7 protein-coding genes are annotated in these 12,834 nt (G+C 40.6%); 6 read left to right on the top strand and 1 reads right to left on the bottom strand.

Annotation, left to right across the window (positions count from 1 at the left end; genetic code table 11):
- The first annotated feature begins 199 nt into the window (after positions 1–199).
- The 6 genes from H4J54_RS15640 to H4J54_RS15665 all read left to right on the top strand — a co-directional run bounded on the left by H4J54_RS15640 (position 200) and on the right by H4J54_RS15665 (position 11,514).
- Complete coding sequence (locus H4J54_RS15640) at positions 200–4,054, top strand: exodeoxyribonuclease V subunit gamma (protein ID WP_182191931.1); 3,855 nt, start codon at positions 200–202, stop codon at positions 4,052–4,054.
- On the top strand, positions 4,051–7,818 hold the full coding sequence (gene recB, locus H4J54_RS15645; RefSeq protein ID WP_182191932.1) for an exodeoxyribonuclease V subunit beta: 3,768 nt from the start codon (positions 4,051–4,053) through the stop codon (positions 7,816–7,818). The genes H4J54_RS15640 and recB overlap by 4 nt, the downstream gene beginning before the upstream one ends.
- Positions 7,811–10,012 carry an exodeoxyribonuclease V subunit alpha gene (gene recD / locus H4J54_RS15650; RefSeq protein WP_259367144.1) on the top strand — a complete coding sequence of 734 codons (2,202 nt, stop codon included), beginning with the start codon at positions 7,811–7,813 and terminating at the stop codon, positions 10,010–10,012. Before recB ends, recD begins: the two co-directional genes overlap by 8 nt.
- A gap of 54 nt (positions 10,013–10,066) precedes the next feature.
- Positions 10,067–10,636: a DUF3087 family protein gene (locus tag H4J54_RS15655; RefSeq protein WP_182191933.1), complete on the top strand. Its 570-nt coding sequence runs from the start codon at positions 10,067–10,069 to the stop codon at positions 10,634–10,636.
- Positions 10,637–10,886: 250 nt separating this feature from the next.
- Entirely contained in the window at positions 10,887–11,147 is a 261-nt protein-coding gene (locus tag H4J54_RS15660) for a DUF5062 family protein (protein WP_182135519.1), read from the top strand.
- A 148-nt stretch (positions 11,148–11,295) separates the two neighbouring features.
- Complete coding sequence (locus H4J54_RS15665) at positions 11,296–11,514, top strand: DUF2986 domain-containing protein (RefSeq protein WP_182191934.1); 219 nt, start codon at positions 11,296–11,298, stop codon at positions 11,512–11,514.
- Between the two features lie 477 nt (positions 11,515–11,991).
- Here H4J54_RS15665 and H4J54_RS15670 read toward each other — a convergent pair whose 3' ends face one another.
- Positions 11,992–12,801: a crotonase/enoyl-CoA hydratase family protein gene (locus H4J54_RS15670; RefSeq protein ID WP_182191935.1), complete on the bottom strand. Its 810-nt coding sequence runs from the start codon at positions 12,799–12,801 to the stop codon at positions 11,992–11,994.
- Between the last annotated feature and the right edge of the window lie 33 nt (positions 12,802–12,834).

Below are 12,834 nucleotides of genomic sequence, written 5' to 3' on the forward strand. Positions count from 1 at the left end.
ACCTTAAAATAGCTTGGGTATCACACGGATCTTAAATAATATCTTTGGTTTAACTTCAAATGAAGCGAAAGGTGTTTAGTTTATCTAATACGCTTTTTATTCAATGATTTTCAATACCTATGAGACAACAACCGCTAGTGTTATCGTCCGTGATGTGGTTAAATTTAACTATAAAAACCCTGGCTAAAAAGGCGCGCACTTGTTCTATCTTTATCCCGCTAACAAAATGGAAAATTTGTTAGTGCTGCTTGATAAAATTCAGCAACTCTCCCCACTTCCTGTTTTCGCTCAAGACACTGTTATTGTGCAAAATGCCGGTATGCAACATTGGCTGAATATGTCACTGGCCGAGCAGCGAGGCATTAGCATGAATATGCGTTATGCCTTACCATCACAATTTTTGTGGAATTTAATTAGAAATTTAGCCAGCGATGAAGACGTGCCTGAGCAATCGCCTTATTCACGAGAAGTACTTGCTTGGCGCATCGATACTTTATTAGCCTCAAATGAAGTCATTGATGATGTCTCGTTTCAAGTAGCCAGTGATTACTGGCAGGCTAAAGCCAATAACTCTGAAAATGTTAACAATACGGCTAATAAAAACGCCGCTGGTCAAAGTTACAGTGATGCTGAGCAGTTAAAACGTTATCAGTTGTCTTGTCAGTTAGCTGATTTATATGAGCAATATTTAATATTTCGTCCTGAATGGATCCACGCTTGGCACCAAGGTGAATTTAGCGCTTTTGATCAACAAGCGAGTGAGCATTCAACAGTATCAGATGATAATCAACAACCTATTGAAAGTAATGCTATTTGGCAAGGCAAGCTTTGGTATTTATTGGTGCGCGAACAACCTTATAATCCCCGTGAACTGGTCGCACTGGCGATAAAAAACTTAAATAACCTTGACCGATTAACAGCACAAGCGTTACCGCATCGCTTATCATTTTTTGGCATTAATGCCATGGCGCCACTTTGGCTTGAGTTTATTAATGCCTTAAGTGAGAAAATTGATGTGCATTTTTTCCATTTAAACCCTTGTTATGCTTATTGGGGCGATGTGGTGACAGAAAAAAATGCTATTGAAGCTTGGCTCAAAGGCACAGACTTTTCGGCGGAACAAGTCAATGAGGTGAGTGATGAAAGTATCGATAAGCAAAGTCTTAATGCTGATTTAGCCGATATAAACCAGCCAGTAGGTAATCCTCTCTTAGCCAACTTGGGCCAGCAAGGCCGAGAATTTATGGCGCTTTTATACCAGTACAGCACAATCAATATTGAGGTTTTTGAATCAGCCGTTGCAGACTTAAATAGCGCTGAGCAAGCCAACCCTAGTCCTGAAGCCATTTCAAAAATCATGTCACAAGCCAAGGTTTTAGCGAGTGTTCAGCAAGACATTTTATCTTTGTCAGACGCTCGCCATCAAGAGCCGCAAAGCCCTGAACAAGCGCCAAAAGTTGATGGCTCAATTTTGATCACCAGTGCTCACAGTGCGTTGCGTGAAGTGCAGGGTTTACACGACTGGTTATTACATCAATTTAATCAAGACAAAAGCTTAACGCCAAAAGACGTATTAGTAATGTGCCCGCAAGTTGAGCAATATGCACCTTATGTTAATGCCGTTTTTACTCGAGGCTGGCAAGATGTTGCTGACGAAGTGCCACCGCTACCTTGTTCGATTGCTGATCGCATTAGTAAAGACGCCGAGCCGTTAGTAGCCGCGTTTGCCCAGTTGTTAACCTTGCCCGACAGCCGCTTTCAAGTGTCAAGTTTAATTGCTTTATTACGCTTGCCAGCGATGCAATCTCGCTTTGGTATTAACCTTGACGATATCGAAAAAATCACCCATTGGCTTGAACTTTCTTGTGTGCATTGGGGTTTAGATAAGGCCCATAAACAACAAGTGTTAACGCAAAGCCAAGCGGGTGATGTGAGGGAACAGCATCATAAGCAAGTAAATGAACCAGTGGCTTCAGATCTCAACAGCGCCAGTAACAGTTTTACTTGGCAACAAGGTTTAAGCCGTTTAATGCGCGGTTTTGCTTTTGCAGATCATAGTGTGATTTACCAAAATCAGCTGCTATTGCCCACCATCGAAGGCAGCGACAGTGAGCTACTGGGCAAACTCATGTTGATTATTGAGCAGTTACAGCTAACCGCTATTAGCATGTCAAAAGCACGCACAGCCGTGCAATGGCAGCAATTTTTGTTTGACCTATTGCAACAACTTTTTGATGACGAAAGCGATAATGGTTTGAACATTATTCGCACCGCCATTGAGTCGTTAGTGGAATATTGTCAGCATGGCGCTTACGACAGCGCAATTAGTTTGGCGGTTATTCGTGACTTTTTAAATAGCCACTTCAGTCAGCCCGATCCGGGTCGACAGTTTATGATTGGGCAAGTTACCTTTTGTTCTATGCTGCCTATGCGCAGTATTCCCTTTAAAATCATTGCGGTATTAGGCTTGAACGATGGCGAATTTCCACGTCAACGCCAACCACTCAGTTTTGATTTAATGACCACCACACCCGCGCAACTGGGTGACAGATCGCGCCGTGGTGACGACCGATATTTATTTTTAGAGGCGATAATTTCTGCCCGCCAAGCTTTGTATTTAAGCTATCAAGGTAAAAATATTAAGAACAATAAAGACCGTCAACCGTCGTTGGTATTAAAAGAGCTGATGGAATATCTTGCTCGCGGTTATGGTTGGCAGTTACTCGGTTTAAACGCCGAAGCGGCAACTAATGTAGAGGGCCAAGTTAGACAATTACCTATGCAGGCGTTTAGCGAGAAAAATTACCTAGGTGCATTTGCCAGCTTTGATGCCAACTGGTTACACTTGCGCCAAGCAAAAGTTGAACTTGGCCATGCGACTACTCATGCATCAGAACATAGTGTTGTAAATATTTCGACAAATGTTTCAACAAATAGCACAGAGCATAACCTAGAAGACAGTGCAGAAAATAACATCATAACAGCCCTTGATACCTACACAGCTGGCAATCCTGAAATTTTATCAGCTAATGATGTTATTCGCTTTTATCAGCATCCTGGGCGTTATTATGCTCAACGAGCACTTTATTTGTATTTAGACAACAGCAATACATTGATTAATGACGTAGAGCCTTTTGTACCTAACCGACTCGATAGCTACTTGCTAAGACAAGACTTGCTGAGCTATTACCTAGCACCGGCGCAAAGTAAACAAAGCTGTGATGAGATATTACTTAGCGCTAAGCTGTCAGGAAACTTGCCCGACTTACCCAGTACTGACGAGCTAATACAAGGTTGGCAAAAAGACAGCGAAGACTTCAGCCAATTCATTATCACTGAATTAGCGCAAAATGCAGGCTTAACCATTGAGCCCATAGATTGTAGCGTCACGCTAAACTTAGCTGATGCTTTAACCAATAAAGTACTTTTTGATGACAGCCTATATTCAAGCAATGAACTAGCCAGCTTAAAAACTGTGTTACCTAAAAGCTTAACCCTTGAGAGTAAATTAACTATTGTTGATAACAAGGCGGTGTTTTATCGCAGTAGTAGTGCGAAAGCGAAAGACTTATTTACCTTGTATTTACACCAACTTATTGTTCAAGTTGCACAAGTTGAGGCTTTACAAAGCAACTCAGCATCAGCAAAAGCCCCATTATATGCCAATGTGGCCGCGACACATGGTTACTATTTTGACACCAAAAGCCAAAAGCCAAGCCAATTCTACTTTAGTGATATTAATGATGCCAAAGGGCAACTATTACGCTTAATCGTAACCTTTTATCTAGGCCAGCAGCAACCACTATTACTTAATGGTGATATTGCAGAGAAAATACGCAAGAGCAAAGTTTTTGAGCAAACGCAGTTTGAGCAGTTTTGGTCTGACACTAATAGCTTTCAAGCCTTTGGTGATGATGCCTATGTACAATATTTTTGGCCACAATGTCCTGATTATCAAAAAATTTCACCCAGATTACTTGCTTTGTATCAGCCCATGTTCGATGCCCTGCAGTCAGTAAAGGTAGCAGCGAAAGGGCAGGGAGCTAAAAAATGAAAAATTTAAACGCCAATACTATTGAGCTCCAAGGCAAACATTTAATTGAAGCCAGTGCCGGTACAGGTAAAACGCATAATATCACCCGAATATTTTTACGCTTATTGTTAGAGCGAGAATTACCGATTGAACAGATTTTGGTGATGACTTTCACCAAAGACGCGACAGAAGAAATTCGTGGTCGTATTGATGATTTTATTCGAGAAAGTTTGCACAGCTGGGATAGGTTAATTGTTCAAGATGCTTACTTTAAAACCTTGAACCAAAATCTGGTTAATAAAAATATTGGTAGTCGTGAAGTCAAAGCGCGCTTAAGCCAAGCCTTATTGTATATCGACGAAGCCGCTATTTTTACCATTCATGGTTTTTGTAAGCGTGTGCTGAACCAATATGCTTTTGCCAGCGGTATTAGCTTTAATGCCCAAATGGAAACTAACACCCAAGATATTACTTTAGAAGCCTGCCAAGACTGGTATCGGGTGTTGGCATTAGGGGCCGAAAATAACGGCCAAGCCTTTAAGTTGGTCAGCGAATTTTGGCCAGAGCCGGGTACTTTTATTAATCAGTTTTCTAAAGCGTTAGCGACAAAAAACGTCTTGAACGTGCAAGACCCAGAAAATATTAGCGTTGAATTTAAAGGCTTAGTTGAACAAGCTATTGCTAGTTTAGATGCCAATATAACCATGTTAACCACCGCGCTAATTGAGGTTAAAAAGGGCGTTGAACAAGAAAAGCGCCAACAAGAATTAACACTATTACTCAATTGGTTAGCAGAGCTATCGGCTGATGTAGCAGGTAAGCATGGCAAAATGCCTGATGCTTTTATTGATGGTCGACGTTACGGCCGCTCAAAAGTAAAAAGTGAATTAATGGAAATTTTTACCGCGGTCAATAGGGTTAAAAAACAACATCCTGATTTAGCAAAACAGATTAATCGCGCACAAGCCTTGTTGGTGGTGAGAAAGGGCATTTATCATATCCGCGCAGAAATCACCCGAAAAAAACTGCAAGCGAATGTGATGGGCTTTGACGATTTAATTAGCACGTTAAATGATTGTTTGACGCATAAATCAGGGCAAGCGCCTGATCAGGTGTTAGCCAATAGTATATTTGCTCAATTCCCTGTTGCGCTGGTTGATGAGTTTCAAGATACCGACCCGCAACAGTTCTCGATATTAAAAGCAATTTATTATCATCAGCCAGCTGCTGCACTTTACATGATAGGTGATCCGAAACAAGCCATTTATGGTTTTCGTGGTGGCGATATTTTTGCCTACCTTTCAGCGCGAAACGACTGCGACCATCAGTGGTTAATGGATACCAATTGGCGCTCAAGTGCTGCCATGATCACCGGCTATAATCGTTTGTTTTACGGTAATAAATTATCTGATGATGCAGTTGATGTTTTTGGTTATCAAATTCCTTATTTACCGGTGAAAGCCTCAGCCAAGGCGCATGAAAAAGTGTTTTCAGATAGCGAATTTAATGCCCTACAGTTTATTCATTTTAATGTTGAAACTGATACTAAAAGCAAAGACGGTAAGGAAAAAGCCGTTAAACAAGGCTATCGCACCCAAATGTCGGCTTGGTGTGCCAATGAAATTGTCAGGCTATTAGCTCGCCCTGAACTTAACATGGCGAGTGGCGATATTGCTTTATTGGTACGCGACGGTGCTGAAGCGGCTGACATCAAATTTGCCTTAAACCAATGTGGTTTAGCTAGCGTGTTTATGAGTAATCGCGCCAACTTATTGCAAAGTGATGAAACCAAACACTTACTGCAATTATTAAAAGGTATTTTGTTTTTAGAGAATGACCGTTTATATACCGCCGCATTAGCCAGCCCATTAATGGGCTTTAATCGTGAAAAATTATTGCAACTACAGCACGACGAACAACAATGGCAAGCCTTAAAAATTAGCTTTGAAAAACTGCGTAATGAATGGCAGTTTAAAGGCTTTATCAGTATGGCATTGCAGTTAATGCATCAACATTTTCATATTGAGATTAGTGCTGCAGATAACTGCGCTGACGATAAGCATAATGCGGATAGAATATTAACCAATTTATTGCACTTGTTTGAATTGTTACAAGGGGCAAGTCAACGACATCGTCAACCGCAAGAGCTGTTATTTTGGTTTGAACAACAAAGTCAGATAGACAACCCAGAAGTTGAAGCTGAGCTACGTTTAGAAAGTGACGAAAACCTGATCCGTATTATTACGCAACATGGCTCTAAGGGCATGGAATATCCGGTGGTGTTTGTGCCGTTTGCCACGCGTCATAAAGACCCGCTTAAGTTCGGTAATCGTCAGGTCAGTTTTATTGAATTTCATGATGAAAACGGCGTGCTACAACAGAGCCTAGACGGTAACGACGATGCGAAAACCCGCATGGCGTCAGAAGCTTATGCAGAAGCTATTCGGCTGTTATATGTAGCGGTTACTCGCGCGGAAAAACGCTGTTATATTCTCAGCACGGCTTTCGACCATTATGAAAATTCTCCCTTAGGTAAAACGCTAAAATGGTCAGCAGATACTGATATGGCAACCAGCTTGCAGCAATTAGCGCAAGACAATCCTGATGAAATAGCCCTTGCAGTGTTAGACAACTATTTAGGCGAAGAAAGCTTATCACAAGAAACCTTATCAAAAGAAACGCTATCAAATGAAACCTTAGCTAAGCAAACTTCAGTCACGGGCAATACCCATACCCAAAGCACTAATGATGAAATCAATGCCAAGCTTATCGTTGAAAATCAAGCTCAAGTAGCGCGTTTTAATGGTAAAATTGAGCGTGATTGGTGGTTAAGTTCATTCTCCGCTTTGAGTAAAAATCTACGTCATAATGGTGTTTCTTCGCCTGATCGAGATAATCAAGAAACCGAACTTGCTGATCAAGGCGATAATACCTACAACGCACTATCAAGTCATATTAACGAGTTACGTTTTACCTTAACCAAAGGTGCACAAACCGGTAACTTACTGCATGATATTTTAGAACAAACCGACTTTTCAGCCCCTGATTGGCAAAAAAGCTGCCATTGGCCACTGGTAAAATATGGCGCTATAGATGGCGTAATAGAAAATGCTGCAGATAGCACGTTAAATAGTTCAATTGAGAGTGGCGAAAATACGGCGCAAAGCCATGGCCAAACACGGTTAATAAAATGGTTAGAAGAGGTATTACACACGCCACTTAACGCTAATAACTCTTGGTCTTTAGCTCAGCTTGAGTGGCAAGATACCTTAAGAGAAACCGAATTTTATTACCCAATGCGCTCGGCAAGCAGTCGCTTATTAACAAAACTGCTGACCGAGCATAGAAATAGTAATACTAGTAGCAAAATAGCTAAAAATCATCGAGTGCATCTGCCTTCTTATCATCAACTTAAAGGTATGATGCATGGCTTTATCGATTTGATTTTTCAGGCCGATGGCAAATATTATGTTTGTGATTATAAGTCTAGCCATTTAGGCGATCACTATAGTGATTATAACGAGGTGGCTATGCGTCATAATATCGAGAAAAATCATTACGACTTACAATATCTTATTTATGCTTTGGCATTACACCGTCATCTAAAATATGCCTTGGCTGATTATGATCCCGAACAGCATTTTGGCGGTATTTATTATTTGTATTTACGTGGTATGAGCAACCAAAATCAGCATCAAGATTGTGGTGTTTATTATCGCCAAATTACCCTCGCAGAATTAGATCAACTTGATGATATTTTTGCTGGAGAAACCACTAATGCCTGAAGCCATGATTAACCATAAAGCACAAAGTGAAAATATTTATGCATCGTTTCAACATGCGTCAAGTCAACTTGATGGTTTGGTTGCCGTGGACTATTTTTTCGCTAAAGAAATCAGCCAGTGTTTGGGTTTTTACCTGACTCATAACTTAGCGGATAAACAGACTAATGATATGTCGAGTGAAGAACCGAGTGACGTATCGAATTATGTGCCAAGTGATGAACAACTGTTATCAAATCAACAACAATGGTTTCATTTGTTAATCGCTTTAAGTGCGAGTCTGCGAGACGGTCATAGTTGTTTACCCTTAGCGCAAGTCGCAGGTAAACGACTCTTTAGTGATGGCACAAGTCAAAATGCGGGTGTGAACGAAACCCCCATAAACAACTTAGTGGTTACAACAGATACTAAGGGCTTTATATTTGCAGATCTTAAAACCCTAACGGCGCTGATGGAACAACTGCCCTTAGCAAACTTGGAGCAAAAAATAGAGGCTGAGCAGCAACCGATAGTGTTAAGTCATCAGCGGCTTTATTTACGGCGCTATTATCAATTTGAGCAAGAGCTAAAACAGTTAGTGCGGGAGCGACGTAACAGTCGACAGAGGCAAGTTGAATCAGCAGAAAATATCCAGCAAGCAAAATGTGAACTTGATACCATCAAAAGCATTGTCAGCACTTTGTTTCCTGATTTAGCCGCACAGAATGACTTACCCAGTAGCGCCATTGACTGGCAAGGCGTTGCCGTAGCCAATGCGATGAATAAAGACTTTGCCATTATTGCCGGTGGTCCGGGTACAGGCAAAACTTATACCGTGACTAAACTGCTTGCTGCCTTGGTCATGTTAGCCATAGCAGATAGCGAAAACTCAAGTCAAGCTAGCCAAAACTTAACGGATGAAAGCTCAAGCGACTCAAACTTAAATAGGGCAAATTTTACGGCCCCACGAATCGCCTTAGTCGCGCCAACAGGCAAAGCGGCACAACGCTTATCAGAATCAATCACCAATGCGGTTCAAGGTTTTCGTGGTAGTATTGCTGATCAAGTATTAGACCTTATTCCAGAGCAAGCAAAGACCCTACATAGATTATTAGGCGTTATTCCTGATCAGGTCAATTTTCGCCATCATCAAGAAAATAAACTCGCGATAGATATTTTACTAATTGATGAAGTCTCTATGGTCGATTTACCTATGATGACGCGAATTTTTCGCGCCTTACCCGCCACCACTAAAGTCATTTTATTGGGTGATGCTGATCAATTACCTTCAGTGGCGGTTGGCAGTGTTTTAGCTGATTTTGCACCGCGTCCACACTTAGGTTACAGCGCTTTAAATCATCAATATTTAGCCCAAGTAACCGGTTATCAAACGCTGACAAAAGATAGCAGCGTATTAGCGGCAGATGAGCAATACAGCGCCGGAGATTGCGTCACCTTTTTAATGAAAAGTCGTCGCTTTGATGGCGAAGGTGGCATAGGTAAAATCGCCAATTATGTTATTAAAGGCCAATATCAAGAAAGTTGGCAGTTATTGCAACCCAGCGAGCCACTGAGTAACGAGAAACAACTCACCTTATTATCGGGCACTATTGAAACTTGGCTGACACCCTTGGTTGAGCAGTATTACCTAGGCCTTTGTCAATGCGAGAAGGTTGAAGAGGCTTTTGCCTTGTTGGCCAAATTTAGAATTTTATCGTCAACTCGTAAGGGCCCACAAGGGGTCGAAAGCCTAAATGCTTTAGTAATTGATATATTGCGTAATAAAGGGGTAATTCCTTTTAATCGCTTTGAATCAAGTAACACCTTATATGCTAGCCAACCGATAATGATCAGTGAAAATGACTATCGCTTGGGTGTATACAATGGCGATATTGGCTTGCTATGGCGTAATAGCCAAGGGCATTTAATGGCAGTATTTGAGAATACACAGGGCGGTTATGACTGGATAATGCCGTCGCGTTTACCTAAATTTGAAACGGTTTATGCGATGACTATCCATAAAACTCAAGGTAGTGAGTTCGAACATGTCGTTATGGTGCTGCCCGAGCAAAAAGACAATAGATTATTGTCGCGTGAATTATTATATACTGGCATTACTCGAGCTAAGCTGCAGTTAAGTATTGCTAGCAGTCAGAGCGTTTGGCAAAGTGGCGTAAATCAGCAAGTTAAACGCCATTCTGGCTTGGCAATAAATTAGCCTTTATCACCCTAGTTGTTCATCTTTATTGAAATTATAGAAGTAAGTTAAGAAATGAAATTAAAAGACATTGAAAAACCCGTTTACCGTAAACACCTCAATATTATTATTGTCAGCTTTATTGCCAGTTTGCTTATTTTAGCTTTGGCTTATGGACAAGCTTTGATCATGCTATTTGCTGATGTTGGCAATATAAGCCCAGAGCCCGCAGTTAAAGCGGCAGCTGAGTTGACAAAGGATGGCGCCGCATCAGAAAGTAATTTTAGGTATAATTTTATTGGGGTATTATTGGCATTATTAACCTGTGTTTTTGCTTTGCATCGCCTACGAGCCAGTGCATTTTTTAGTGAAGTGTATTATGTTTGGCAAATTAAGCAGCAACAAAACGCGATATATCGTAAACTGAAAAAAATAAAAGCCGCCGCTGCCAATGACAATGTTAATGCACTGATTATTTTAAATTTTTATTATGCCAGTTTAAAGCAAATTTATTTATTAGATGACAACACCTTAACCATGTCTAAACTTGATAAAGATATTAGTGAGTTGAATACGCGAATAGAAAATAAAAATTTAACACTCTCTACTGATCAGTTTAATAAATCACTGTTGGCAGATTACTAAAATACCCATGTGAGTGATATGTCATGAGAGGTTAGCTTATAGCTTAGGTTAGGTCGCAATATCCTAGTCTAAGCAGTAGTCTTTTACCTTAATAAGGCCGTAGCATAATTTATAGTAAGGGTTTTAATATCAGTGCGGTAAATTGTACGAACTAATTAAATGATCACGCACTATGAACAAGGCTCATTTTTGATCTTAAGGTTACACCTGAGCTTGTTATTGAATAAAAATACAGGAAAATATACCGCGCATGAAGAAGTTAAAAAATGAAGCTGAATTATTGAAAAAAGCCATTGTTATTGGTGAAGGTTACGCGAAAAATCGTGGCTATAAAGGCTTTTCAACCACTAACGCCGCAAAGGACAAAATTGAAAGCTTATATCGATTATTGGTCAATGATAAACTTATTCAACCTTTGCCAAAAGATGCTGAAGACTTGGCCAGCATGAAACATAAGTTATCGTTATGGATTGCCAAACAGTTACCCGCAGATCATCCGTTACTGAAATAACGAGGCATGTATCTCTGGTGTTAACTTAGCGGGCATAATGCTTAGCTTAGATTAGTGGCTTTGATATGAGTGCCGTGTTCATCGTAACGATTTTACAGTACATTTTTATAGTACATCCTTGATAGTCATAGAGAAGCAAACAAGTTATATGAATCGTAAAAAGAAAATTAACCAAACCTTAAAATCAAAAATTAAGAAAATGAATGCTAAGCTGCAAAACTCAAGCAAGCCTAAGTATGTTTCTAAGGCCGACCGGGTGGCTGTTGCAGAAAAAGAAGCTGAAACTCATTTAGCTGATTGCGCGGAAAAATCGCCTGAAAGTGTTGGTGATAGTGCTGCTAATAGCGTTACTGATAGTGGCTCATAATAAGCTATAAATTATTAACAAGTGCACAAAATTAGCAAAGTTAAAACCGACTAAATACCGACTTACAAAACATTACTCAAGGCGATACAATCACCCGTAGGTACTATGTAGGTTGGACTTTAGTCCATCAAGTTAAATGAAATTTAACCCTGTTGGCATAGGTACAGAGCGATAAAACAATACACAGCTGTAGATTTTTGTTGGTCCATCAGATTAATCACTCGCTTAACGATTGACGGACTAAAGTCCGACCTACAAAAATCACCCAACGCTAAATGATCACTAAACGTGACATTATCACCCGTAGGCCTTATGTAGGTTGGACTTTAGTCCATCAAGTTAAATGGAATTTAACCCTGTTGGCATAGAGACTGAGCGATAAAAAATACACAGCTGCAGATTTTTTTGGTCCATCAGATTAATCACTCGTTTAACAGTTAACGGACTGAAATCCGAACGACAAAAAATCAGCGAACTTTACCACTTTTTACGCGCTACAAAGGGCTTGTGCTGTTCAGTTTTATGAGTTTGATTATAAATTTTTCGATGAACATTTTTACCCATTAAAATTCTAATTTGATAATAAGATTCACTAAATAACGCCCAACCTTTGCTACCTTGCCAACTCTTGTTATAAAGCTTTTTATTGGCTGCGATCGCGTCAGGTGATTGTTGCATTAAAGCCAGGGCGAAGGCTTGTGCATCGGCTAGAGGGCTTGCTGTGATTTCAGTGACTAAATTTAAGGCCAGCGCCTGTTGGCCGGTCAACGCTTCTGCTGTCATAGCGAGCTTTTTTGCTTGATCAATCGCGAGGAGGTCGCGCAATGCTATTGTGCCGCCCATATCAGGTATTAAGCCCCATTTACCTTCTAGAATAGATAATGAGCTGTCTGGTGTAGCAAACCTAAAATCTGCTCCTAAGGCTATTTGTAAACCGCCGCCCCAACATCTGCCATGAATAGCGCAAATAACGGGTACGGGAATATCCTGCCAACCGGTAGACACTACTTGCGCTAAGTTGGCATGCCAAGGTAAGACCTTAAATAGCAGTTTGATCATGCTCATTGGCGATTTCATAATAGATTTAACATCTAAGCCAGAGCAAAAGTCGTCACCATTACCTGATAAAATAACCGCACGAATATCACGATTTTTACCCAGTGTTTTGATGGTCTGTCGAATGGCGATAAACATGGGCATATCTAAGGCATTAAGCTTATCCGCACGATTAAGTTTAACGTGGGCAATATTATGGGTGATCTCTACACTTACGCGTTGCTCAGTCATGGCTGTCCTAGCTCAATAGCCTATTAGGCTATA

It is taken from the genome of Colwellia sp. MB3u-8 (assembly GCF_014076985.1).
In the GTDB taxonomy this organism is placed as follows: Bacteria; Pseudomonadota; Gammaproteobacteria; order Enterobacterales; family Alteromonadaceae; genus Cognaticolwellia.

Excerpts from the sequence above, each read along its gene's own strand:
- recB (WP_182191932.1), top strand. The coding sequence starts at position 4,051 with ATGAAAAATTTAAACGCCAATACTATTGAGCTCCAAGGCAAACATTTA.
- recD (WP_259367144.1), top strand. The coding sequence starts at position 7,811 with ATGCCTGAAGCCATGATTAACCATAAAGCACAAAGTGAAAATATTTAT.
- H4J54_RS15655 (WP_182191933.1), top strand. The coding sequence starts at position 10,067 with ATGAAATTAAAAGACATTGAAAAACCCGTTTACCGTAAACACCTCAAT.
- H4J54_RS15660 (WP_182135519.1), top strand. The coding sequence starts at position 10,887 with ATGAAGAAGTTAAAAAATGAAGCTGAATTATTGAAAAAAGCCATTGTT.
- H4J54_RS15665 (WP_182191934.1), top strand. The coding sequence starts at position 11,296 with ATGAATCGTAAAAAGAAAATTAACCAAACCTTAAAATCAAAAATTAAG.
- H4J54_RS15670 (WP_182191935.1), bottom strand. The coding sequence starts at position 12,801 with ATGACTGAGCAACGCGTAAGTGTAGAGATCACCCATAATATTGCCCAC.